A 22,646-nucleotide genomic window follows, 5' to 3' on the forward strand; every position below is an offset into this window, starting at 1 on the left:
CGCCAAAGCCTCCTGAAACCCACGGTCGCATATAGATTAGCCGGGGTGAGGAAGTGGAGGCCCTCCTGACCAACATGTGGACCACGGTGAGACCGAGCCCCAGCGGGCAGGCCCTGGTTTCCGCCGTCGTGCTCGAATCCACCCGGCCTCCCACCCGGTGGCATCTGGAGACGCGGGGCCCCCTGGAACTGGAACTGCATGTGGAAGGACTGGCCCTCAACTTCCCTCCGGCCCGCCTGCCCGTCCTGGACGGTCTCGTGCACGAGGTATCCGTCGGCCCACACGATGGTGCGATCACAACTGCCATCCACCTGGACCACCCATCTGCCCCCACCCTGGCCCTGGAGGGGGACGGGCCGTTTCGCCTGCTATGCTGGTTTGACCGTTCTCTCCTCCGGCAAATTATGGGTGGAGTCAAGGTACTTGTGGACCCCGGCCACGGGGGGAAAGATGCCGGGGGGCGGGGCCCCATCAACCTGGTCGAAAAGAACGTGACCCTGAAAGTGGCGCGCTACCTGGTCGGAGAACTGCGGGCATGGGGTGCCCACCCCCTGGTAACCAGGCATGACGACCGCGACGTGCCGGCCAGCCACCGCTTTCTGCCGGCCCGGGAAGGGCAGGCCCGGATAGTGGTCAGCCTGCATACCGACCGCCTGCGCGACCCCACCGTGCGCGGGGTGCGGACCCTTTACTGGACCTCCCACCCGGGGAGCCGCGACCTCGCCCACCACATCCACCATTGCCTCCTGGAACGTACCGGCTTCCCCAGCCGGGGCGTACGCCAGGCCAGGCCTCCGGACCCGCGGGTGGCGGTACCGGCCGTAACCGTGGAGCTGGTGTGCATCAGCAACATGCTGGACGAAGCCTGGCTGCGCAGCACCACCTTCCTGGCGCGGGCAGCCCAGGCCATCACTCGCGGCATCAAAGACTACCTGTTCTCGACTGCTTCCCAGGCACGTCCTCCCGAGACCCGCAGGGCGGGAGTCGTGCCGCAGGTCTGCTTCTCTGCCATCCCCGTGCGCACCCACGTGCTATCCGAGCAGGACGACATGGTCCAGGTGGTGGCCCGCTACACGCGGGGAATCGCGGAACCAGGTGACGTCATCTGCGTGGCCGAGTCCCCTCTGGCGGTAACCCAGGGACGTGCCATCGTATCTTCCCAGGTAAAGCCCGGCCTGGCCGCCCGCGTGCTGAGCAAGTTTCCCGACCCCGACGGGAGCCTGGGTACCCCTCAGGCCATGCAACTGGCCATTTCCGAAGTGGGGCTGGGCCGTATCCTCGTGGGCGGGTTAGCCGCTGCCCTGGGTAGAGCTGCGGGCCGGCGGGGCGACTTCTTCCGGGTGGCCGGGCAGGCCCTGGCCCAAATCGACGACATCGCGGGGACCATGCCCCCCTATGACCGCCACGTGGTCCTGGGGCCCCGGGACCCCCAGAAGGTGGCGGATTCTATCAAGCGGGCCACCGGGGTAGACGCCCTGGTCGCCGACGTCAATGACATCCGTTGTGTGGACATCCTGGGATCCACGAGCGATTACCCGGAGGCCGCCCTCACCGAGGCCCTGCGGGAGAACCCCTTCGGCAACGACGATCAGTGCACGCCGATAGTCGTGCTCAAACCCCTGCGGCGCGACCACTGAAACCGTTGGGGATCAAGGCTTTCCCGCAACCACTCCTGGGGCATTCTGGCAGCGGAGCCGGGAATGGCCCAGCCGTTCGGCCACCACCTTCGGGTGCACCCCCTGCCGGAGCAGGATCGTGGCTTGGGTGGCCCTCCGCAGGGGCAGCACGCCGACGGCCTTCGCCCCGGGGGCGTACGGGGACGCCACGGCGATCCCCGCGCCGCCAAGCAGGACGGCGCGGGCCAGTGCTAGGGCGACGGGCGCCCCGACTGTCCCGTCGGCGTCCACCACGAGGAGCCGGAGGGCGGGCAGGTCGGCGGAGAGGCCCGCAGGCCATGAAGGAGGCCAGAGAGGGCCCGGGCCTCGTTGAAGGCGGGGAGCACGATCCAGGTGATCGTGTCCAAGGGGCACCATGTCGCGAGCGCGCGGGTCTGTCTTGACGCCCTACCGTTGGTCTGTTATTTTGGATGCAGGAGTGATGGCATACGAAAACCACGCTGTATGTTGACCGAAATCTGTTGGAGGAAGCGGCGAAGCTGGCCGGGTTCAAGAGCTTCACGGAGACGATCCACGCGGCCCTCTCCGAGTTCGTCCGCAGGAAGCGCCTCGAGCAACTCGCCGCCGCCCTGGGCACCGTCGACCTCGCGCTCGACGACCGGGCGCTGGAGGAGCTGCGCCGCGATGGCTGACCGCTTCCTGGCCGACACTTCCCTCTGGATCGAGGCCCTGCGGCCGGGCGGACGGTCGGACATCGCGGCGTGGCTGAAGCAAGCCATACTCCGCGACTCGGTCGTGCTAGCCCAGCCCGTACTGGCCGAGCTACTGATAGGGGCGCGCGATGAGAGGCAGTCCGAAGAGCTCAAGAAGAAACTCGGCGCCCTGCCGCTCTTGGAGGTGGGAGGCCAGGTGTGGGAGCGGGCAGCTTCCCTGGGCTTCAGACTGCGCCGCCGGGGGCGCATGGTGCCGCTGGTGGATCTCTTGATCGCGGCGTCGGCCCTGGAGGGCTCGTGCGTGCTGGCCCACAGGGACGAGCACTTCGAGGTGGTCAGGGAAATCGAACCGGCGCTACGCACCATCGACTTTCTCGTGTCGTGAGGAATAGCGCCTCGGCTTTCGCCCCAGCTCACGGCCCCCGATGTCGCGCACAGTGAAATCCCTCCGCGCCACCTCTGGTGCCTCCCCTCGGGGTTTGTCCCAGGGTGGCCAGATTTTCGTCTGCGGCCCGATGGGTAAGTTACATGCCCCCCTGACACGCTGCCTTTCCACCGCCCCCGCAACCTCGGTGAAAGTGGCTCTGCAGTGGACCCGCGATTCGACCGTCAGCCTGAAGAGCCGTCCCGATCTGCCTCAGCGGTCGCCTCCCGGCGTCCCCGGGAAAAGTGGCGACTTGGAGGTCAGGCCCTCGGCGCGCAGTTTGACCTCGACCTGTACGTCCACAGGCAAGCGTCCGTAAATCTTATCCCAGTGCTCCCTCACGGCAAACCACTGTTGCGGTCGTTTCCGGTACAACCACCAGCCGAAGCCGAACACGTCGGCTCCCATTTCCTGGGTTCGGCGCAGCGCGCTGGCGAGGTCCTGCGTGAGCGCCGTGGCCAGCGCTCGTTCGAGCTGCTTGAGCCTGGCCGGCTCGATGAAGTAGGTGGGGGTAAGTTCTTCGCGGAGTTCTGCCGCAACACGCAGGCGCGTTTGCCCTCTCAACTGGCCGCCTTCGGTCATCAGTTTGATTTCCGGGCGGTACGACAGCACGCGCGCCGTGATCGGGGCCCCCGAGTCGGGGGCGGTGGCCCGGATGAGTGGCCGCCTTGCCCTGCGCAGCGTTAACGAAACGGCTAATGATTCGTTCTGCGGAAGCGCACCCACCATGCGATCTCCCCTGAATACCGCCAATCCCGCGGCGCGAACCTCCGGGGTGGGCGGAACCGTACCCGGGGCCGCCGTGGTCCGGCCGCCGGCCTGGCCACCCGCCCGGTCGGGACTCCCCGATTGCCCCCCGGGTAAGGCCTGGGCTTCCGGGGGAACGATTTCGACCATTGCCGCCACCGGCTGCATGCCCTCGGCGTGCAGGGCGAGGCCGAAGCGGCCAGCAGGCGTGGCGATGGTGGCCCCGGTGTCAGCCGCCAGTTCCAGCAGGGCGACCAAGCCTGCCCCCGGGATATCAGCCAACCGCGGCTGAAAACGCAATAGCTCTTCCGCCCGGCCGGGGGTAACGATGAGCTGGGCGGCGCGGCGCGCCTGTGCATCTCGGGTCAGGAAGTCCCACAGGCTGGCGACACCCCTGTCACGAGCCACCTGCTCCGACATGACCACCGCCTGCAGGTGGGACAGCGCCGGCGTGCGGGGCAGGTATTCACACAGAAGATGGAAGCCTTCGCTTACGGCGTCGGTCTCAACCGCCCGCACCCACACACGCGGCGCATCGGCACCGCCCTCGCCGCCCCCACCGCCCCCTGCCGCCCCGGCTGCTGCACCCCCTGCCAGCATGCGCGGCACCATAATCTGGAAGGTGACCCGCAGGGCGCGGGTGTTCCCCCGGTCGACGCCCATCGCCACCACATGGGCCGTGCGCTCCGGGTCTTCCGCATCCCAGCAGCCGGAGAGGACCATACATACCAGGGCCAAGCACGCCAGCGGAACAAGTTTGCCTCGGGGGAGGCTCACGGCCGGGCCCTCCTTGCCCGCACAGGGGAGGCATGCCGTCGCCCCGTGGACCTGGGGGTGTGCCCTGACCGCGCCGAACCGGTGACCTGCCGGCGGCGCCACAAAAGCCCCAGGACCACCACGGCTGGCAGGAGCGTCTGGAGAGCCGCGGAGACGATGCCACCCCAGAACAGGACCCGGCTGTACACGGTGCGCTGGGAGGGCACGTTGAGGGCGAATACCGCGGTCAGGGCGGCCAGCAGGGGGATCAGGGGACGGTGGTCACCAAGCCCCAGGATGCACCCGGCAGCCCGCGCCTGTACGATGAAGAGGAGGGCGATTTTGGCGAAGGAGACGAGCATCCAGATGGTTGCGACTGCCACCTCGATTCGTTCCAGCAGGGGGGGCACCCGCACCACCCGCAGACCCTCGAGGAACGAAAAGGGTATGCGGGAGAGGTTGTACCATCCCAGGATCCCCTGATCCACGGCGAGCAGGCCCCCCGTCACCACCCAGGTGATGAGCAGGCCTGCCAGCAAAGGTCCCGAGCGCCGCGTCCCGCCCAGAGCCGGCAGCAGCATGCCCAGCGCCACCACCTCCCCAAAAGGGAAGGCGGAAATGGGGGCGCCCCGCAGGGCGGGAAGAGGGCCGCGGGCAAAAACGGGAAACAGCAGGCGGGGGTCGAACTGGCCCACAAGAAGCGCGACGCTGGGGATGAGGCCCGCAACGAGCAGCGCCACGGTTATTCCCCCGGCCCTCGCCACCGGTTCGGTGCCGTAGAACGCACCCCCAATCCCCTGGGTCACGAGCAGGACCATGTTGGCCCACAGGGGAGTCACGCGGAGGAAGGTTTCCTTGATGAAGGCGCTGCTCGCCCGCAGGGTGGTGTACGTCATGAAGAGGAATACGGCCAGCAGCAGGGTGCCCAGCAACTTACCCCCTGCCTTTCCCAAACCTTCCTCTGCTGCCTCTATCAGGTCCTTCCCCGGGGCCAGGCTGGCTACCGCCAGCAGCAGCAGTACCACAGCTACTCCGTTGAAGCCGCCCATGAGATTGGCCACCCAGGCATCCTGTTCCGCCATCTCCGCCACCAGGGAGGGCACCAGGAGCAGATAGCGCGGCCAGATGAGGATGAACAGGAGTAATGCCGCCTGTCCGGGAGAAATGCGTACTTCCTTCATCGCCGCTCCCCCGTCTTCCCGCCCGTCGTGCGCGCGCCCGGGCCCGGCGGCTGGGGTGACGGCTTCCGCTGCGGGCGCAGGCCGCCCGGCTCCTTGGGCCTGCGCACCATCACCCACCAGGGCACCCGCACCATGAAGTCCTTTAAGTCACTGGCGACAAGAGGGGCGACGGGCGAAAGGTAGGGCGTACCGAACGAACGAAGCGCCGAGAGGTAATAGAGGCCCACCATGAACCCCCAGCTCACGCCGACCAGGCCAAACATGCCCGCCAGAATGGTAAACAAGACCCGCGGCAGCCACAGGGTGGCAGCCCCTGCGTAGAAGGGAACCAGGAACGAGGTGATGGCCGTGACTGCGGTGACGATCAGCATCAACGGGCTTATGAGAGAGGCCCGCGTGGCCGCCTCGCCCACCACCACCGCTCCCACCACGCTCACCGCCTGGCCCACCTGCCGGGGCAGACGCGACCCGGCCTCCCGCAGTACTTCGAAGGCGCCCCCCATGAGGAGCGCTTCTCCCAGGGAGCTGACGGGAATGCCCTCCCGTCCAGCCGCAACGCGGGCAAAGAAGGTGGTGGGGATGAGTTCCTGGTGGAAGCTGACCAGAGCCACATACAGGGCGGGAAGAGTTAAGCTCGCCTGGATGCCGATGAACCTCATCAGGCGGGCCATAGTGGCTACTACAGGCTGAAGGTAGTAGTCGTCGGCAGCCTGGAACAGGACACCTATGTTTAGCGGTGCCACCAGCGCGGAGGGGCTCCCGTCGACGAGTATGGCCGCTCGGCCTTCCAGCAGGTTCCCCACCACCCGGTCCGGTCGTTCGGTGACCAGGACCACGGGAAACAGGCGTAACCTGGCATCGATAATGTGGTCTTCCAGATAGCCGGTGTCGAGCACCCCGTCTATCCGGATGCCCCTGAGACGTTCCACGATCTCCCGTATGACGTCTGGCCGGGCCAAGTTCTGCAGGTATACCACCGCCACCCGGGTGCGCGAAATATCCCCTACCTGCAGGGTGAATACCTGCAGGTCGGGGTGGGGGAGGCGCCGCCGGATCTGAGCCAGGTTGGATTCCAGGTCCTCGGTCAGACCATCGTGGGGCCCCCGCAGCGATGCCTCCAGCGTGGGCTCGTCGATCCCCCGGCTGCGCGGTGCCTGCGTCCCCGCCAGGAGCACCCTGTCCGACCCCTGCAGGAAAATGGCCGTCTGTCCACGGCAGATGCCCTCCAGTACCGCGCGCCTGCTGCCGGCCTGCTGTAACTCTCCGGTCTCAATCAGGGCTTCCCCGAGGTATTCCAGCCGCTCGGACGGGGAACGCAAGCGCCGGTACCTTTTCTCTGCTTCCTCGGTTTTGTTGCCCACGAGCGGACTCACCACACTCTGAGCGACCACCCCCTTGGGCACCAGAGACGACAGATAGGCGATCAGTATCCGGGTGTCGGGATCCACTGCCGGGCGCAGGCTACGTGTCACCAGGTCGGGCGGGGAACCAAGGGCATCCCGCAGCCACTGCTCCACCTCCGCGATCGAAGCAGGTGCCGGATCCTCGGGCAGCGGCCGCCGGAGTCCCTGTTCGTTCCTTTTCACGCTGGACGCGTGTCCCCGTGCGCCGCGGTCGTGCAGGCTACCATCGCCCGTCTTGCCCCCGGCGGTTCTCCTCAACATGCGCCCCAGCCACTTCCAGGTGATGCCCAGACTCCACCGCATGGCTCAACACCTTCTAGATAGGACCCGTTTGCTAGTTTTGCCATTCCCTGGGCACCGTATCCCACCCTGGCCGGATATGGAGGAAGCAGTACGTGAAAGGTCCAGCCCAGGGCGAGAATCCGTGCTCAGTTCCTGCTTCGTGCACCGCGGCCGGCCGTGAGGACAGGGTGCCCCGGCCGCACCCTGCACTCCCACGGGCGAGCCTGGTAGAATTCCTTGACCATCACAATATTTGACTGTATCATCCTACCGCAGGTGCGGAATTGGACGAACCGAATGCCTCAGCCCTGCGGCTGCGGGAACTCATGAGGAGGTTGGTCCGCGGCATCGGTTTGCTGGAGCGCGGAGATGCCGCCTGCTGCGGGATCACGCTTTCCCAGTGCCACGCCCTCGGCGAGGTCGCGGCCCAAGAAGGACTGACGCCCGGCGAACTGGCTGCCCGCCTCGGTATCGATCCCAGCGCCGTCACGCGCATCGCAGATGCCCTGGTGCAGAACGGGCTGGTGCGAAGAGAAGGAGATCCGTCCGACCGCAGGGTGGTACGCCTGGTGCTGACGCCGGAAGGCCGTCACTTCTGGTCGCGCGTGCAGGAAGCCATGCTGGAGCGCTCGCGGGCACTCCTGCAGCGTCTGCCGCCGGACCGGCGACCGCTCGTGCTCGCCGCACTGGCAGACCTGGTAGAGGCCCTGGAAAAAGAGGGCTACCTTGGATCCGTTGAAGGAGGACGGTGCCATGGAGGAGCTACAACGGGCAGTGCTGGCCCGCTATGACGAGATCGCACGCTCGTGCGAAAGGGAACCGGGGGAGGAAAGCGGACTGGGCTGCGCCCGCCTGGCCGAGCTGGTGCAGCTTTTCCCCGGGGAAGTCCTGCTCGACATAGGGAGCGGCCCCGGCCTGGAAACGATCGAGCTGGCTCGGCTGGTCAACCCTGCCCCGGCGTTTGGGCTGGACGCCCTGCCGTCCATGGTGGAGGTGGCCGAGGAGAACGCAAGAAAGGCGGGGGCATCCAACGCCCGTTTCCTGGTCGGACGCATGGAGGCCATTCCTCTGGAAGACGGTTGCGTCGATGTGGTGGTGTCCAACTGCGTGATCAACCTGTCCCCGGACAAGGAGCGGGTGATGAGAGAGATCTGGCGGGTACTCCGCCCCGGGGGCCGGGTTGCCGTGGCCGACATGGTCTGGCTGGGCCCGCCTCCAGCCCTGCTGCGGACTGACCCCGAAGCCTGGGCCTGCTGCATAGGGGGCGCACTAGAAGCCACGGAGTACCCGCTGCTGTTTGAGAGGGTCGGGTTCACAGACGTGCGCTTGCAGATACTGGGGACGTTCGATCCGGCAGGCCTATCCTCGTGCTGTCCCCAGGGTACCGCCCGGGGGGCAGACGGGCTTGAACCCAGCACGGGGCCAGAGGCTCCGCCTGCCACGCCGTCCTGCTGCTGCGCTTCCCGCCAGCCAGCAGCACTGGCGAGCGCCCTGGTCACGGCCCGGAAACCGGGGCCCCCGGGCGGCACCGTCGAGGTGAGGGAAGCGCGGTCCGAGGACCTGGGTCTCGTGCTGCGCATCTTGCAGGCGGCGGGCTTGCCCACCGCGGGCGTGTCGGAGCACCTCGGGTCGTTCCTCCTGGCCTGTACCCCCGAGGGCAGGGTGGTGGGAGTGGCGGGGCTCGAGCGCTACTCTGCCAGTGCCCTGTTGCGCTCGCTGGTGGTGCTCCCCTCCTGGCGCCGCCAGGGGCTGGGACGCCGCCTGGTGACGGCCCAGCTTTCCCGCCTCGCCCCCGGCACTCCCGTCTACCTCCTCACCACCAGCGCCCAGAGATACTTCGCTTCCCTGGGCTTCCAGGCCATTCCCCGCGGAGAGGTACCACCGGAAGTGAAGGAATCCCTCGAGTTCCGGGAAGCCTGTCCTCAGTCTGCGACCGCAATGTACTTGCGCGTCTATTGAGCAGAACACCGCCCTCAGGCTCCCAACGCAGCCACGTCCTGCCGGCTCCCAGCAGGTTGCAACTCACCGGGGCCCTGCAACGGCCACAATGGAGGGGGCAAAAGGGTCCAGCCACCGTAAAGGGGCAAGTAGCCCGAACCAACCCCTCCAGGCCGGTTCCAGCATGCACTGCCAAACCCATACCATCGGTAAGCACATGGCGCTGGCTGCGCCGGAAGCCTCACCCGCATCGGCCTCGATCCTTCAATCACCAGCGGGGCAGAGATTTTTGGGAGAGAGTTGATGAGGTGGATTTTGCCGAAATCTCGCTCCGTATGGTGATATAAGACGCTCTCCTCGCCGAGCAACACTTCCCTGATTGCAGCACCTGTACTCACTCGGACAAGAACAGATCGCCGCTGAACAGCCATCCCTCGTCGGGTTCTAACAGGCAAATGTGGTCGTCGCTGTGACCGGGTGTGTGGAGGACTGCGAATCGGTAGCGGCCGGTGTAAAGGCGGTCAGGAATCACCACGGCGGCCGACCGCGGGGGTACCCCCAGGCAAAACGCTGGTAGGAACGCAGGCGGGCCGTCCATGTCGACGGGCCGCTAATGCGCGGAACGGCAAGCGGGTGGGCAAGGACAGGACTGGTACCGAACTGCTGTTGCAGAATAAAGTTGTTACCGATGTGGTCCTCATGGTGGTGGGTGTTCACCACGGTCTGAACGGGGTAGGAAGCAAAAGCGCTTGATATCTCTTCGGCCACGTACGCCGGACCGGTATCAATCAAAAGCCCGTCTACATAGCAACAGGCCATCGTGTAAACCGGCTTGCCTTCAAAAAGGCGTCCCATAATAAACTGGGTCACGGGCCCGAACTCCCTAACGACGACCTCCCGTTTGAGAAGCAGGGGCTGCTACCACGTGTCGGCCCAAACCAGGCCGCCCTCCGAGCCCACTCCTTTGCCAGCAGGCCGCCCCGGCCCTGCTCCCGTTGCAGGGCGCCGTAGTCGGCATGACTCCACTCAACCGACCAGTTGAACCGCCGCAGGCAGCCTTGCCCGGCAACCCAGCAAGGTGCGGCAACCACCACCCAGCATATTGGGCAACTCCCACCGCCCCAAAAGGATACCCGTCCCTGACCAGGGGTGCGGCGGGAGCCCGCATCGACCCAATATCGACCCTGGACCCGAGCAAACTTGCCCCCCGCATCGCTTGCGGCCATGGCACAACAGCGAGAAGTACCACGATCAGGGCTCACCTGGCTACTCAGCGTACTGGCATCCGAACCGTGGATCACGCGGCAGGTTCCTCCCGCGCGCACACGGTCGGACGACGCCCGTTCTGCGCAGCAAAATGAACGGGGCTACCTGGAAGCGGCATATAGCACAACCGTTAGCCCAGGCCCTGGTATAATACGAGCGAGGTGATCGAACTTGGCCCTTCCGCACCCCGAAGTCGCCCACCCCCACATCACCCGGGTCCCCGGTTGCTGCGGTGGCCGCCCGATCATACGCGGCACCCGATTCCCCGTCAGTTCGGTAGTCTTCTACGTCCTGCGGCAGGGAATGACCCCCGAAGAACTCGTCCGCGAATTCCCCCACCTGACGCTGGCCCAGGTGTACGACGCTCTCTCGTACTACTACGACCACAAAGAAGAAATCGACCAGGAAATGCGCGCAAATACGGTGCCTTCAGCCCCTGACTCGCAGGAAGGAAACTGATGGCCACCATCCGGCTTTACCTCGACGAAGATGTGCACCCACTGCTGGCTGCAGTACTGCGCGATCGCGGGTACGATGTCCTGACCACTGCAGAGGCCGGCATGATCGGCAGGTCCGACGCAGAGCAACTCGACTTCGCCACGTCCCAGGGCCGCGTCCTTTTCACGCACAACGTCCGCGACTACATGCGCCTTGCGCAAGAATACCCCCGCACACGGCGGTCCCACGCCGGCGTCATCCTTGCGCCCCAAATGCCCTTCAAGGAGCTCCTTAGGTTAACCCTGCACCTGCTTGCCCAAACCGGGGCTGAACCCTTCACTGACCGAGTCCAGTGGCTCACCGACTTCCGGACCTGCCAAAATCCGAGAACCGCGCAGCGCGCCTTTGTTATCCGACGCTGGCCGCCGGCGTTAACCACGGTTCGCGGACCCCTGTTCCCGCCACCGAAGGCCCGCAAGCGTCGGATAAGGTGCCTTAAGAACGAGCTGGCACCCGACCGATCACCACATGCCCCACATCGGACTTGACGCCTCGGACCCGTCCCGGAGGGGCGACGGTAGCTCTAGATGGTACACGAGACTGAAGAACCGGAAGAACTGGAACCGGTAATAGTGACCGCGGGAAACGACCCACCTTCCCGGCCCCAGCCTGGTGGAGGTGAACCGGCGCCCCACTACCACCCTCCCCGAGGCGTCCACGTAGGCCAGGTTGCTGCAACCTCCAGTGAGGAAGGGCGAGTAGGAAACATCCACCTCCCACCCCGGGAAGCCGTCTACCGCCTGCACCCGGCGGGAAAGACTGCGCACGGCGCCGAAGGAGGAAGCCAGCCACCCCAGAGGAGGAGGTATCTGTCTCCGGTACACCCGCTCCAGGCCTTCTGCCCGGTAGCACCCCAGCACTTCCCCCTGCTCGTTAAGCCGGTACCACAGAAAGGCAGGAAGCGGAATGCGGCACATCTTCCCTGTGCGCATGTCATCAACCACGACGTTCCCCTCGTAGCGACCCTCGTCGCGCATGGCCAGAAGGAGGTTGTCGATGGGAACCTCGTCGGACCCGAACGCGCCCACCCACACTTCGCCCGGTGCCGCCACCATACCTGCGGGAGAGACGAACCGCAAAGAGGGATGGGCCAGCCTGACCGCCTGGTTCGCCTCGAGCCCGGGGCCGAGCCAGACCAGTACGATGCCGCCGTCCGCCGGACCGCAGACAAGCACCCGGCCGTCCTCAAGCAGGGCCGCAAAGCGGGCGGGAACGGGCAACTGGCATCGCCCGACCTCCTCTCCCCCGTACCCCAGGAGCAGGGCCTGCCTGCCCTCGAGCACGAGGAACCCCGAGCGGCCGACATCCTCGAACACCCAGGCGCGCTCCTCGTACCAGCGCCTGCGGTCAGAGCGGGCGAAGAGCCTGCGCACCGCCACAGGCCTTCCCTCGGTGTCGTACCAGGTCGCCCGCAGGTCGTCAGGGTCGAGCTCGAAGAGAACGAATCCGGACGGCGAACGGAAGAGCTCCACCTGGCAAGGATCGGTGCGTAGATCGACGTGCCACAGCAGCCGCCCCGAAGGGGTATCCAACACCGCGACCGACCATCCCGCCTCCCTGGGATCACGGCCCCGCTTGAGGACGAGGCACAGCAGCCCGTCCTCCGGCCAGTACTTCGCTGCGGCCATACCCTGAACAGGAGGCCCGGGCCAGGTCCGGGCAAGGTCAACCTTGAACCTGCGCGCACGCAGCTCCCGGTCAAATCCCCAGATTTCCGACTCGCCCGCCACCACCACCGCCCCATCACAGGCAGCAATGTCTACTACCCGGCCGGGGAACACCCGCCAGTGCTCGCCCTGGATGAGACGGAGCGGGACGAGCCATATGCTCTGGGTAAAGTACAGGATAACGAGCAAAAGAAGCGAGTCCTTAACGGCCTTAATCAGGGCTGCCGGAAGTCTCTTGCGCACGGGTCCCCTCCCCGATCCCAAACACTCCTGCCGAAACGAGTGGCGCCTGCACATAGCACCGGCGGTCGGGGTCAACGGGGACCAAACCGGGCGGGGCGGCGCCTCAACGGGCGCACCCCCGCCCAGCCGGCCCCGAGGAGCCCGCCGGCTGCCGCGTACCCGAGCGCTTTGACGGTGAGCGACCAGGCCCGAACCACGACCGGGCTAGCACCCCTGCACGGTGAAGACCAGCTTGCCGCCGGGGGGTGACCACCCGGTCCCGCCGCGCAACGGCCAGGGAGCACTGGCGACCACCAAAACCTCCGGAGGCCGGCCGCGGGACGCCCCTGCCTGAGCCAGCCAGGTATCACCGTACCGCCTCACGTCCTCAAGAAGGGCGGCGCGGTTACAACCCCCGGACCTGGTGACCCGCGCAACCATCCGCCCTTCGCCCTCAAAGGCAGCCCGCCCGCGGCCACCTTTCCGGAAGGACAGCTCAGCATCCCTTCAGCCCGTCCCGATGGCTTCGATGCGCCAGCCCGTCTCCGGAGTCTCCCGGCGGAGCAGCACGAAGCGCACCTGCGGCCCGCTCTCAAAACACACCAGCTCCTTCACCTGCAGGTCCACACTGACCATGTACCGCAGGGTCCCGGGCGGGCACAACACCTCCGCGCCCTCAAGCCGCTCTATGGCCAGCACCCGCGCCGCAGTAATGTTGGCCAGGCCGCCCACGTCGTGGTCCCGGTAACCGGGGTTGTACAGGTACCTGTTGTCCATGTCGCAGAAGAGATAAGAAGTGAGCAGCCTGCGGCTCTCACAGGCGTGTGCCCTCACGAAGTCCCCCCGGTCCACCGCCTCGAAGTACGTCCTGATCAGTCCCTCGGGAGACAGGCGGGCAAGTTCCCGCTCCAGCGGGTCGTCGGGGTCGACCAGGTCGGCAATCCACTCCTCCCACGTCTTCCCGGTTGCCTCTTCAAACCGCCTTCCCTCCAGGGAGCACGCGAAGCCGCAAGACCCTGCGTCCAGCCAGACGCCCACGATCTCGCCCCCGTACCGGACGACGACGGCCCGCCCCGCCTCCCGCCGCGGGTGCATGAACTCGGGCAGGGGCTCGGCCACCTTGTACAGGCAGACCTCCACCGCCCGGCCCAGGACAGGGGTGAGGTCCAATCCCACGTCCCGGTTGAGCTCGTTGTTGTAGGCCCAGTAGAGGACCACAGGGTATTCCCCGGGCCGGTGCCGGAACTCGGCAGGCAAACTCACGCTCAGCGTGTTGATGCGAAAAGCCGGAGTCCACCCGTACCGCCGGAGGAACGCCGCGTCCCGGGGATCCACGTCTCCGGACGCGTCAGGGTACCCTGTCAGGGCCTCAACCAGGATGTTGAACTGCCCCGGCACCTCGTACCAGCCCTGAGGAAACTCCAGGTAGCCCGGGTCGCAACGGGAGAACTTGCGGACCACGTACTTGAGCTGCACCTTCCGGCCACCCCGGAGCTCAAAGGATAGCTTGTACTCCGACCAGTTTTCCTTACCGGGCGGCCACCCCGCCCTGGCCTCCCTCAGATACCCGAGCAGGCAGGAGAGGATCCGGGGGTCGGCCACCCTTCTTGGGGAAGTCGCTCACCGGAGCGCGTCACCAGCTCCCACTCCACCGCCTTCGCCCTTCCGGCCAGCTCCCCGGGAGTCAGCGGTGCATCGGATCGCAGGGCACAGCCCCCCGCCAGCAGGAACACCACCACGCTGAGCCACACCAGCGACTTCTTCACGGCATGAGCGGCAAACCCTCTCATCAGACATCCCCCCGCTCAAGGCTCACCGGCTCCTCACCTGACCGCACGAGAACACATCCACGACGACCCGGCAGGGGTCGCCCAGCGCGGACACGCGCCAGCCGTAGTTTCGCGGGGGCTCAAGCGCCAGGGCGAAATAGGCCGCGCCCTGCTTCGCTCTTTCCCGAGCGAGGCTGACCGCTCGCCAGTCTCCGATCCGGGTGACGGCACCCTCCTCCAGACCCTCTACACCAGCCGCCTCCGTGCCTTGCAAGATGACCTTGAGCACTCGCGAGCTCCGCGACTAGTGAGCCACCACGGCCGGACCGGCCGGGGCAGACGTACCGCCCGCGGCCTCCAGATCGAACACCAGCCGGAACACTCCGGGGTGACCCTCCCACCTCACCGCCTTCAGCCGAAACCGGTGCGCGCCGGGTTCCGTCCCGCCCACTTCCTGCCGCTGGGGGACGTTCACCAGCTCGAGGTCTCCCGACAGGTGCTCCGGCAGGCCGATGTGCCCCCAGAAGTCCTCAATCAGCCGGCCGTCCACAATTCCCCGGCTCTTCCCTTCCACCAGGAGCCTCACCTTTTCGACCCCGGGGAACTGGACCAGGGTGAAGTACACCGCGCTCAGCGCCAGCGCTTCGGCCGCGGAACTGCACGCCACGTCCGAAGAACGGGTGATCACTTCCCGGCTGAAGTCCGCCGTCGCCACCCCGTTCTCGATGGTGACACCCAGCACTCTCGCGGCCGGCGGCAGAACCGGCACAAAGCCCTGCTCCTGCTCCGCCGGGGTGGGACCGGCCACGAGAAGCTGCAGGGCCGCAGCAGGACACCCGTCCTCAGGCACGGCTACCTCGCGCACCACCGGCTACAGCCTGCCTTCCCGCATCAGGTAGATCACAACCGGCACCTTCGCGCACCCCCCTGCTTCCGTGGAACTCGCCGCGACTTCGCCGCGCGATCCACCCCGGAGCCGCGGAGCCACGCACACCCCGCAGACCCGGCAAGGACCACCACCAGGACCGCGGCCAGCACCACACCAGGAGCATACCTCTTCACCATACCCCGGCCTCCTTCATGCGTAGCCCCAGTACACCAGACACTGCGGCCCTAAAAACCGTTGCACGCCTGCTCCTAGCTGCCGGCAACACCGGTTCCCACTACGTCCGACCCAAGTCTGTGTCGCAGTAAGGGCAGAAGGCCCAAGATTCTTCCACCACCTGACCGCAAACGGGACGGGATCGGCACACGACGGCACTGCACCTGGGGCACACAGCACCCCGTGCGGTGGTGGCGGTAGGGCTACTCGAGCCGGAAGCGCCACACGCCCAGCACCCCGAACAGCACCGCGAACAGGGCCAGGGCACCCAGCTCGGGGACCACATCTTGAGGGGTGGCACCGAACAGCATAAGCTTGTTGAAGGCGGAGTTCGCCCAGGCATGGGGGGTGATGCGGGCCAGGTTCTGCAACCACCGGGGCATGATGAACAGCGGCCACCAGCACCCTCCCAGGGCGGCGGCGCCCAGCGAGATGAACACCGCCATGGAAGCAGCACCCTTGCGCGTCCTGGCCACCGTGGCCAGGAAGACGCCCACCGCGGCCGATACCACGGTCAGAAGGACCGAGACGAGCACCACGGCCGCGGGGTAATGCCCCATCCTGACGTGGAAAACGAGGATGCCGGCCACCCAGAAGATGACCACCTGCACCAGCCCCCGCAGGAAGGCGCCCGCCATCTTCCCGGCCAGGATGGATCCCCGCGATGCCGAAGCGGCTACCAGGCGCTCAAGGGTGTAACTCTCCCGCTCCGCCAGCAGGCTCGCTCCCGTGAAGGACAGGGCGAAAAACACGAACATGGTGAGGTATCCCGGCACCAGGAAGTCGACCGGCCGAGCCGCCTCGATCTCGCCTACCTGCTCGAAGACGGCCCTCACCCCCAGCGCGTCGGCGGGCCGGCCGGGGCCCCATCCGCCGGGCGGACCGGCGCCCTGGCCCGGCACACTCCCGGTGCCGGCAGGGCCGGCCAGTTCGGCGATGGCCCGGTACATCACCTGGTAGGAGCGGATTTCGGTGGCGATGGCGCGGGCCACGGAGGTGAGGGCCGCGCGCGCGGTGACGGCTTCCGGGTGATAGTAGACGGTCAACCGGGTGGGCTGGCCCCGCATGACCGCCTCCGAAAACCCGGGCGGGAAGAAGAGATATCCACCGATCTCTCGCTTAAGCAGGGCCCGGCGCGCCTCTTCAGGGGCAAGGCGGCGGACCTGGAAGCCCTCCGCCGACGCCGCCATGCCTTCGGTGATCTGGTGGCTGATGCTCCCCTCAGGCTCGGCGGTGACCAGGTGCACGACCACCGGTTTGTCCTCACCGAAGGACGGACCCATCATGAGAGAGAACATCACCACGAAGGCGAACGGGAAAACCAGCGCGAACAGCAGGGACCCCCGGTCTAGGAGGAACATCTTCAGATCCTTGGCGGCCAGGATGGCAGCCTGGCGCAGCAACCGGCCCGCATTACTCATGTCGCGTCACCTCCCAACCCGGGGGTGGCCCCTCACACGGACACCGCCGGAAAGGCCGCTGTGCCCTCATCGCTCGTCGGCCCTCACGCGGAAAAAGGCCAGGGCAACCGCCCAGCTCGCCACCGCGATGCCGGCCAGCACCGCCATATCCGTCAGGACGGCGGGGCTGGCCAGGGTCTCCCCGCGCGCGATGAGGCGCCGGATGCCGTCGTTGGCCCAGAAATTGTACGTCAGGCGGCTGGCCACCCCCAGCACGCCCCGCGCACCCGACACGTCGAAGAAGCTGCCGCCCAGGGTGGTCATCACCATGGTGAAGAACACCGCGATCCAGTTGGCCTGCTCCGCCGTGCGGGCCAGGGCGGCGATGACCAGGCCGATCCCCGCCGCGGACACCACCACCAGGGCGGAGAAAGCCACCACCCGGGCGAAGGAGACAGGTGTGAAGATGCGGAAGATGGGCCAGGCCACGCCGAACAGGAACAGGATCTGCAGCAGCCCGCGCCCGATGGAGCCCAACCACATGCCCGTGAGCAATTCTCCCCTCGTGAGGCGGGTGGTCATCAGGCGCTCCAGGGTCCCGTTCTTGCGTTCCTCCACGATGCCCACCGATACCAGTGTGAGGCTGAAGAGAGCGAACATGCTCACCAGGCCAGGCAAGTAGATGGTGACCGGCTCGGCGCGCGCGCCCACCGCCTCCTCGACCACCGCCACCGGAGGCTCGACCCGCGCCTCCGCGAACAGCGCCGCCACACGGGCGTCCACGGTCTCGCGGGCCACCGGGCGCCCCATCCCGGCCAGGACCTCTGCCACCCGGCCGGCCACCAGGCGCTCTCCCGCCACTTCCCGGGCGAGGCCCAGGGCGTAGGAGGTCACGATCTGCCCCTCCCGCCCACCGGTACCCCGGCGGCGGATGATGAGCTCGGGCGGGCGACCGGCCTTGACGTCCTCGGAGAAGCCCGGCGGGATCACGATGGCGTACAGGATCTGGGAACGGTCGAGCCGACGGGCAGCGGTCCCTTCGTCCAACAGCTCCACGTCGATGCCGGGGGCGGCATCCAGCCGGGCCACCAGGTCGGCGCCTACCTCTCCCCGGTCCAGGTTCACCACGTGGGCGGTGGTGCGGAACTGGTCCTGGCCCCCAAAGGTTGCCACCATGAGCCCCACCAGGATCAGGGGCAGGGCCAGGCTGAAGAACAGGGCCTGGACGTCCAGTAAGTAAGTCTTGAGTTCCTTGCCGGCCACCGCCAGCGGCCGGACACCCACCCCGCCCCACGCCGCTGGCGCACGGCGCGTTGCGACTGCACGGTACTCTTGCATGCCCTGCATGTCCTCGCGTCCCATGCCGGTCACCCCTCGTCCCGGAGGCGGCGACCGGTGAGATGGAGGAACACCTCCTCCAGGGTGACCTCCTCCGGGTCGCCAAGCCGAGCCTTCAGGTTGCGGGGCGTATCCAGGGCCACGATGCGACCGGCGTCCATGATGGCCACCCGGTCGCACAGGCGGTCGGCCTCTTCCATGTAGTGGGTTGTGTAGAGGATGGTCATGCCCTGCTCGCGCAAGCCCTCGATGGTTGTGAAGATGTGGTTGCGGGACTGGGGATCGACGCCCACCGTCGGTTCATCCAGGAAAAGCAGTTCGGGGCGGGACATAAGGGCGATGGCCAGATTTACCCGCCGCTTCATGCCGCCCGAGAACCTGGACACGCGGTGGCGCGCCCGGTCGGCGAGGCCCACCAGCTCCAGGTTCCCCATGGCCCGGGCCCTGGCTTCCGCCCGCGTGAGGCCCTGCATCAGACCGAAGAACATCAGGTTGTCCAGTGCGGAAAGCTCCTGGTAGAGAGCCAGCTCCTGCGGGCAAACCCCTATGTGCCGGCGCACGGCGGCAGGATCGCCGCGAACGGAGTGCCCCGCCACGATGACGTCCCCCGACGTGGCGGGCAAGGTGGTCGCCATGATGCGGATGGTAGTGGTCTTGCCCGCACCATTGGGTCCGAGCAGGCCGAAGATCTCGCCCCTCTCGATGGTGAAGCTCACCCCGTCTACCGCCGTGATGCCGTTGAACACCTTGCGCAACTCGCGCACTTCCACAAAGACTTCGCAGCGCTCCCGCGCCTGCCCGGTTTCCCCAGCCAATGTCCACCCTCCCCCGGAGTCGTCTTCTCCATGCGAGACCCTTCCAACCAAGTCCTGCCTAATGCCCCCTGGGTGCTCCCAGCCCGTGCGCACCGCCGGCGGACTGACGCGGTCCCGCACGCCAAAGACCTGGCTGTCATTCATCCAGCCACAGGAAAGCAAGCAGCCTGAACTCCTCCACCGCCCACAGCAGCTCGCGCCCATCTTCCCCTCTCAGCCACGGGCTACCCCGCCACCCGCTGCCACGGCAGCTGGCCAGTGCCCCCTCTTTACGCCACCGGATTCTGGCACTCTGCTCTTCTTCCCCGCTCCGCGCTCCCGTTCCTGCCACCCCGGCACCCCGACCCCCCGAGGAGCCACGCCGAGCGAAAACGACCGTGGGAAACCGTCTTCTCAATGGGTGCCAGGCGCAAAACCGCACACTGATCCCCCGCTCAGGCCCGCGACTTGCCGGAAAAGAGCCGATGCCCGCCACCCGGCTCAACCGCAGAACGCTTCACCCCGGTAACCTGCTTCCTTGGAATAGCCCTCCCCGCCCGGGGACAGGACTTCCGCCCGCGACAATGCGGGCCAGCGAAGCGCGATCCTGGCCTCCAGGTTCCCGCCTCCAGGACGGAGGGTCACCCGAGCCACGGGACACCCGGCACAGTCAGGACGCAGCACGCCCGCAGTCCCGGCAGACATCTCAACCCGCCTGAAGACCAGCACCAACTCCCGGGCTTCGCGATCGTACGAGCTGGCAACGAGCGGCAGCCAGTGCCCCCTGCCAGCACAGCACCCTCCCGCGGACGGAAGTCGAACGACACCCCCGCTTTCGTCAAACCCCACCTTAGCAAGCACCTGCGGCCAGCTGTCCTTGCCAAACTCGACCCGCCGGTCGCAGGGCAGGTACAGCGGACGCCGCGTCAGGCCTCTCGCCTCCGGGTCGTACACCAGCTCGTAAGGGAAATCATACGCCCCGGTATCACCGGCCGCCCCGAGCAACGAACACCGGACCACCCGGAGAAAGGTGGGCAAAGCGCGCGGTCTCCACGAACGGCACCGCCACCTCCAGCGCACCGGACGAGGAGTCCCACACCCAGTACGTCACATCATACCCGCTCTGCTGCTCGAGGAGCCACCTGCTCCCGCCGAGACACCAGGACCGCGACACCTGCTCGCGCGGGCAGTCCGCGGACCCCGCAAAACCCGGGGGCCAGAGGGGCCAGACGACCCCGGGCAACTGTTCGCCCGAACCCACCTCAGCACCACCGCGGCACCCCGCCATCCACAAAGCCGCCAGCACCAACACCCCTGCCACTACGCTTGCGACAGGCCTCTTCACTTCGCCAGTCCCCGCACCCTTCATACAACAAGACGCCCCGGAACGCACCCGCGCTGCGGAACGCCCGGCTGCGGAAGCAGCAGGGCCGGACTTCACCCGGCCCACGCTTCCTTCTTCCGCAACGCCTTCTCCCGCATCCGGCCGTCCCGGTACTTCGGCCGCCAATACGGCACATCCGGCACGTGCAGACCAGGTTCCACTCCGACAGCCTGCCTGGCTGAGGCACCTCCCAGCCCCGCCAGCTGCACATCCGGAGCCTCCTGGGGATGTACCTGCCCTCGCGGCTACAACGCTTCCCCGGTCACGCCGGTTCAACCCCACCACCCGTGCTTTTCCGAAAGGCTACCCACCGAACTCCGCCCCCGCAACAAAACACCAGGTCACTCTTCCAGCAACCGCGCCAGGGCCTCCAGCACCCTCCTGTCCAGCGGCTTGTTGGCCAAGCCGCGCTCGGGTGACACCGGGACCCCCGCCCGGAACCCTGCCCCGGCCACCACCACCGCCTCCACGTCCCTCAGCGGCAAAGCGTGATACTCTCCGGAATCCCGCAGCCACACCTTCACGGTATCCAGGTCCCGCCCGGCAATTCCCTATGCGCGAATGTCCACGCAGAATAGGCCCAGCTGGCCGCGTACAAGAGCAGCACGGAGCAAGCGACTAAAGCCACGGCTGTTGTGGCGTGGATGCGGAGCCAGGCGGCGGCGCCGGCCACGACTGCAGCCAGGAGGCTGTACCCCGGCCTGTCCTTCAGTGCCCATCCAAGTAGCGACAACAGGCAGATCAGGAAGAAGACGTAGCGGAACCAGGTGGATGCAGCCCGGTAACCGGAGCGAAAATGCACGGCGTTAAAGAGGGAGGTGAAGGACAGGCCGGCTCCCGCGCCCAGCCCAACCGCCACCGGCCAGGTCCCTCCGGCGAGGCACGACAGGGGGAGGACGGCGAGTGCGCTGAAGGCAAGGGTCACCAAAGCGGTGGAAAGGTACCTGGCCCCCACGATATGCTGGGGCGGTAGGGGAAGCGCGCGCAGGAAACTCCACATATCTCTCTTTTCGTCCTGGTAGGCATTCTGCTCGGCGAACCCCCACGCTGCCGTCCCGATGAGCAGGACGGGGATACCGTTCGCCGCCTGCTCCCCCATGGCGAGCGACAGCAGCGTCAAAAGCAGCACCGCGCCGCCAGCGAGGCCGACGAGGGTGCGCTTTTGGTTGGTGATGTCGAGGACTACAAGCGGGATCATGCCGGTGCTCCTGCACGGTTGTGGCCCCGAACCAGGTAGCGGAAGGCATCCTCCAGGCCCAGGGCGGCTGTGTCGACCGGGCCCGCGGCGAGTTTGGCGATGGCCGCGGCCAGCCCGTCATCGTAGGACCCGGTGACGCCCACGAAGTGGACCCCCTGCCACCTGGTCTCCACGAAATGTTCCTCGAGGCGTCGGAGTGCCTCCCGAGGAGCGTCTTCGCGGACCCGGAAGGTGACCCGCTTCCACCGCTCCGCGAGCAGATCCCTCGGCTCGGAGGCCACGATGCGCCCCCGGTCGATAACGGTGACGAAGTCGGCGATGGATTCCAGGTCGGAAACGATGTGGGTGGAGAAGAGGACGGACCGATCCCCGTCCGCCACCACGTCGCGGAGGGCGTCCACCACCTCGTGACGGATCAACGGGTCGAGGCCCGACGTGGGTTCGTCCAGGATGAGCAGCCGGGGGCGATGCGCCATGGCGGCGGCCAGGGCCAGCTTGGTGCGCGTCCCCTTCGACAGGGTGCGGGCCGGTTTCCCCAGGGGTACTTCGAAGCGCTTGAGGTAGCGGCGGTAGAGGGAAGCATCCCAGGTGGGGAAATAGCGGGCCAGGAAGCTCCCCAGCCATTCGGCGGTGGCGGTCTCGGGCAGGGGTGCCCGCTCGCCCAGGTAACCCACCTGTTGTTTGATGGTGACCTCGTCGGTCCTGCTGTCCAGCCCGAACACCCGGATGGTGCCCGAATGGGGCCGCAGCAGGTTCAGGATGAGCTTCACGGTAGTGGTCTTGCCGGCTCCGTTCGGTCCGATGAACCCCATGACGTATCCGGGTTCCAGGGAGAAGCTCACCCTGTCCAGGCGGAACCCCGGGAACTCCCGCGTCACCCCTTCCAGCCACAGGATCTGACCGTCCGCTTGCTTCACCGTCACCAACCTCCTTCAGGAGCGACCGTTG

The 22,646-nt window shown here is 67.0% G+C and carries 26 protein-coding genes; 7 read left to right on the plus strand and 19 right to left on the minus strand.

Annotated elements, in window-relative coordinates; translation table 11 throughout:
- Positions 1-53 precede the first annotated feature (53 nt).
- From AB1446_09770 to AB1446_09780, 3 genes are all read left to right on the plus strand, one after another.
- Positions 54-1,637, plus strand: a complete 1,584-nt coding sequence (locus AB1446_09770) for an N-acetylmuramoyl-L-alanine amidase (GenBank protein MEW6547184.1) — start codon at positions 54-56, stop codon at positions 1,635-1,637.
- A gap of 479 nt (positions 1,638-2,116) precedes the next feature.
- Positions 2,117-2,308 (plus strand): type II toxin-antitoxin system VapB family antitoxin, encoded by a 192-nt coding sequence (locus AB1446_09775; protein ID MEW6547185.1) that lies wholly within the window; start codon positions 2,117-2,119, stop codon positions 2,306-2,308.
- Complete coding sequence (locus AB1446_09780; protein MEW6547186.1) at positions 2,301-2,714, plus strand: PIN domain-containing protein; 414 nt, start codon at positions 2,301-2,303, stop codon at positions 2,712-2,714. Before AB1446_09775 ends, AB1446_09780 begins: the two co-directional genes overlap by 8 nt.
- Positions 2,715-2,966: 252 nt before the next feature.
- Here AB1446_09780 and AB1446_09785 read toward each other — a convergent pair whose 3' ends face one another.
- The 3 genes from AB1446_09785 to AB1446_09795 are packed head-to-tail and all read right to left on the minus strand — an operon-like array spanning position 2,967 to position 7,143.
- Positions 2,967-4,277, minus strand: a complete 1,311-nt coding sequence (locus AB1446_09785; protein MEW6547187.1) for a Ger(x)C family spore germination protein — start codon at positions 4,275-4,277, stop codon at positions 2,967-2,969.
- Positions 4,274-5,437: a GerAB/ArcD/ProY family transporter gene (locus tag AB1446_09790; protein ID MEW6547188.1), complete on the minus strand. Its 1,164-nt coding sequence runs from the start codon at positions 5,435-5,437 to the stop codon at positions 4,274-4,276. The genes AB1446_09785 and AB1446_09790 overlap by 4 nt, the downstream gene beginning before the upstream one ends.
- Positions 5,434-7,143: a spore germination protein gene (locus AB1446_09795; protein MEW6547189.1), complete on the minus strand. Its 1,710-nt coding sequence runs from the start codon at positions 7,141-7,143 to the stop codon at positions 5,434-5,436. Before AB1446_09795 ends, AB1446_09790 begins: the two co-directional genes overlap by 4 nt.
- 263 nt (positions 7,144-7,406) lie before the next feature.
- Here AB1446_09795 and AB1446_09800 point away from each other — a divergent pair, with 263 nt between their 5' ends.
- On the plus strand, positions 7,407-7,913 hold the full coding sequence (locus AB1446_09800; GenBank protein MEW6547190.1) for a MarR family transcriptional regulator: 507 nt from the start codon (positions 7,407-7,409) through the stop codon (positions 7,911-7,913).
- Positions 7,876-9,081, plus strand: coding sequence for an arsenic resistance N-acetyltransferase ArsN2 (arsN2, locus tag AB1446_09805; GenBank protein ID MEW6547191.1), 1,206 nt, complete (start codon positions 7,876-7,878; stop codon positions 9,079-9,081). The genes AB1446_09800 and arsN2 overlap by 38 nt, the downstream gene beginning before the upstream one ends.
- Positions 9,082-9,454: 373 nt before the next feature.
- Here arsN2 and AB1446_09810 read toward each other — a convergent pair whose 3' ends face one another.
- Both AB1446_09810 and AB1446_09815 read right to left on the minus strand, forming a co-directional pair.
- Positions 9,455-9,658 carry an MBL fold metallo-hydrolase gene (locus AB1446_09810; GenBank protein ID MEW6547192.1) on the minus strand — a complete coding sequence of 68 codons (204 nt, stop codon included), beginning with the start codon at positions 9,656-9,658 and terminating at the stop codon, positions 9,455-9,457.
- Positions 9,589-9,930, minus strand: coding sequence for an MBL fold metallo-hydrolase (locus AB1446_09815; protein ID MEW6547193.1), 342 nt, complete (start codon positions 9,928-9,930; stop codon positions 9,589-9,591). The genes AB1446_09810 and AB1446_09815 overlap by 70 nt, the downstream gene beginning before the upstream one ends.
- Positions 9,931-10,497: 567 nt before the next feature.
- Between AB1446_09815 and AB1446_09820 the strand changes: the two genes are divergently transcribed.
- Together AB1446_09820 and AB1446_09825 are read left to right on the plus strand one after the other, a co-directional pair.
- Positions 10,498-10,785 carry a DUF433 domain-containing protein gene (locus AB1446_09820; protein ID MEW6547194.1) on the plus strand — a complete coding sequence of 96 codons (288 nt, stop codon included), beginning with the start codon at positions 10,498-10,500 and terminating at the stop codon, positions 10,783-10,785.
- Positions 10,785-11,312: a DUF5615 family PIN-like protein gene (locus AB1446_09825; GenBank protein MEW6547195.1), complete on the plus strand. Its 528-nt coding sequence runs from the start codon at positions 10,785-10,787 to the stop codon at positions 11,310-11,312. The genes AB1446_09820 and AB1446_09825 overlap by 1 nt, the downstream gene beginning before the upstream one ends.
- On the opposite strand, the gene AB1446_09830 is transcribed toward AB1446_09825, so the two are convergent.
- The 14 genes from AB1446_09830 to AB1446_09895 all read right to left on the minus strand — a co-directional run bounded on the left by AB1446_09830 (position 11,286) and on the right by AB1446_09895 (position 22,615).
- The gene (locus AB1446_09830) at positions 11,286-12,734 is read right to left on the minus strand and encodes a hypothetical protein (protein ID MEW6547196.1); all 1,449 of its coding nucleotides are present in this window, start codon (positions 12,732-12,734) and stop codon (positions 11,286-11,288) included. The two genes, AB1446_09825 and AB1446_09830, sit on opposite strands and share 27 nt — an antisense overlap.
- 486 nt (positions 12,735-13,220) lie before the next feature.
- Positions 13,221-14,189: a DUF4830 domain-containing protein gene (locus tag AB1446_09835; protein MEW6547197.1), complete on the minus strand. Its 969-nt coding sequence runs from the start codon at positions 14,187-14,189 to the stop codon at positions 13,221-13,223.
- An 83-nt stretch (positions 14,190-14,272) separates the two neighbouring features.
- A complete protein-coding gene (locus tag AB1446_09840) occupies positions 14,273-14,503 on the minus strand; it encodes a hypothetical protein (GenBank protein ID MEW6547198.1) in 231 nt (76 codons plus the stop codon).
- A gap of 22 nt (positions 14,504-14,525) precedes the next feature.
- Positions 14,526-14,771 carry a hypothetical protein gene (locus tag AB1446_09845; GenBank protein MEW6547199.1) on the minus strand — a complete coding sequence of 82 codons (246 nt, stop codon included), beginning with the start codon at positions 14,769-14,771 and terminating at the stop codon, positions 14,526-14,528.
- A gap of 15 nt (positions 14,772-14,786) precedes the next feature.
- On the minus strand, positions 14,787-15,350 hold the full coding sequence (locus AB1446_09850) for a GerMN domain-containing protein (GenBank protein MEW6547200.1): 564 nt from the start codon (positions 15,348-15,350) through the stop codon (positions 14,787-14,789).
- Positions 15,351-15,787: 437 nt separating this feature from the next.
- The gene (locus AB1446_09855) at positions 15,788-17,005 is read right to left on the minus strand and encodes an ABC transporter permease (GenBank protein ID MEW6547201.1); all 1,218 of its coding nucleotides are present in this window, start codon (positions 17,003-17,005) and stop codon (positions 15,788-15,790) included.
- A gap of 66 nt (positions 17,006-17,071) precedes the next feature.
- Positions 17,072-18,346 (minus strand): ABC transporter permease, encoded by a 1,275-nt coding sequence (locus AB1446_09860; protein MEW6547202.1) that lies wholly within the window; start codon positions 18,344-18,346, stop codon positions 17,072-17,074.
- A gap of 5 nt (positions 18,347-18,351) precedes the next feature.
- Entirely contained in the window at positions 18,352-19,137 is a 786-nt protein-coding gene (locus AB1446_09865) for an ABC transporter ATP-binding protein (protein ID MEW6547203.1), read from the minus strand.
- A gap of 136 nt (positions 19,138-19,273) precedes the next feature.
- Positions 19,274-19,468, minus strand: a complete 195-nt coding sequence (locus AB1446_09870; protein ID MEW6547204.1) for a hypothetical protein — start codon at positions 19,466-19,468, stop codon at positions 19,274-19,276.
- Positions 19,469-19,617: 149 nt separating this feature from the next.
- Positions 19,618-20,121 (minus strand): hypothetical protein, encoded by a 504-nt coding sequence (locus AB1446_09875; GenBank protein MEW6547205.1) that lies wholly within the window; start codon positions 20,119-20,121, stop codon positions 19,618-19,620.
- Positions 20,102-20,626, minus strand: a complete 525-nt coding sequence (locus AB1446_09880; protein ID MEW6547206.1) for a hypothetical protein — start codon at positions 20,624-20,626, stop codon at positions 20,102-20,104. The genes AB1446_09875 and AB1446_09880 overlap by 20 nt, the downstream gene beginning before the upstream one ends.
- Positions 20,627-20,841: 215 nt before the next feature.
- Entirely contained in the window at positions 20,842-21,024 is a 183-nt protein-coding gene (locus tag AB1446_09885; GenBank protein MEW6547207.1) for a hypothetical protein, read from the minus strand.
- Positions 21,021-21,698 carry an ABC-2 transporter permease gene (locus tag AB1446_09890; GenBank protein ID MEW6547208.1) on the minus strand — a complete coding sequence of 226 codons (678 nt, stop codon included), beginning with the start codon at positions 21,696-21,698 and terminating at the stop codon, positions 21,021-21,023. Before AB1446_09890 ends, AB1446_09885 begins: the two co-directional genes overlap by 4 nt.
- A complete protein-coding gene (locus AB1446_09895; GenBank protein MEW6547209.1) occupies positions 21,695-22,615 on the minus strand; it encodes an ABC transporter ATP-binding protein in 921 nt (306 codons plus the stop codon). Before AB1446_09895 ends, AB1446_09890 begins: the two co-directional genes overlap by 4 nt.
- Positions 22,616-22,646 lie beyond the last annotated feature (31 nt).

The organism is Bacillota bacterium, assembly GCA_040757085.1.
GTDB lineage: Bacteria > Bacillota > Sulfobacillia > JACIYH01 > JACIYH01 > JACIYH01.

Bases quoted from the DNA above. Each gene is read 5' to 3' on its own strand.
- AB1446_09780 (MEW6547186.1), top strand. From the start codon at position 2,301: ATGGCTGACCGCTTCCTGGCCGACACTTCCCTCTGGATCGAGGCCCTG.
- AB1446_09790 (MEW6547188.1), bottom strand. From the start codon at position 5,437: ATGAAGGAAGTACGCATTTCTCCCGGACAGGCGGCATTACTCCTGTTC.
- AB1446_09795 (MEW6547189.1), bottom strand. From the start codon at position 7,143: ATGCGGTGGAGTCTGGGCATCACCTGGAAGTGGCTGGGGCGCATGTTG.
- arsN2 (MEW6547191.1), top strand. From the start codon at position 7,876: ATGGAGGAGCTACAACGGGCAGTGCTGGCCCGCTATGACGAGATCGCA.
- AB1446_09810 (MEW6547192.1), bottom strand. From the start codon at position 9,658: ATGGACGGCCCGCCTGCGTTCCTACCAGCGTTTTGCCTGGGGGTACCC.
- AB1446_09825 (MEW6547195.1), top strand. From the start codon at position 10,785: ATGGCCACCATCCGGCTTTACCTCGACGAAGATGTGCACCCACTGCTG.
- AB1446_09840 (MEW6547198.1), bottom strand. From the start codon at position 14,503: ATGAGAGGGTTTGCCGCTCATGCCGTGAAGAAGTCGCTGGTGTGGCTC.
- AB1446_09855 (MEW6547201.1), bottom strand. From the start codon at position 17,005: ATGAGTAATGCGGGCCGGTTGCTGCGCCAGGCTGCCATCCTGGCCGCC.
- AB1446_09860 (MEW6547202.1), bottom strand. From the start codon at position 18,346: ATGGGACGCGAGGACATGCAGGGCATGCAAGAGTACCGTGCAGTCGCA.
- AB1446_09890 (MEW6547208.1), bottom strand. From the start codon at position 21,698: ATGATCCCGCTTGTAGTCCTCGACATCACCAACCAAAAGCGCACCCTC.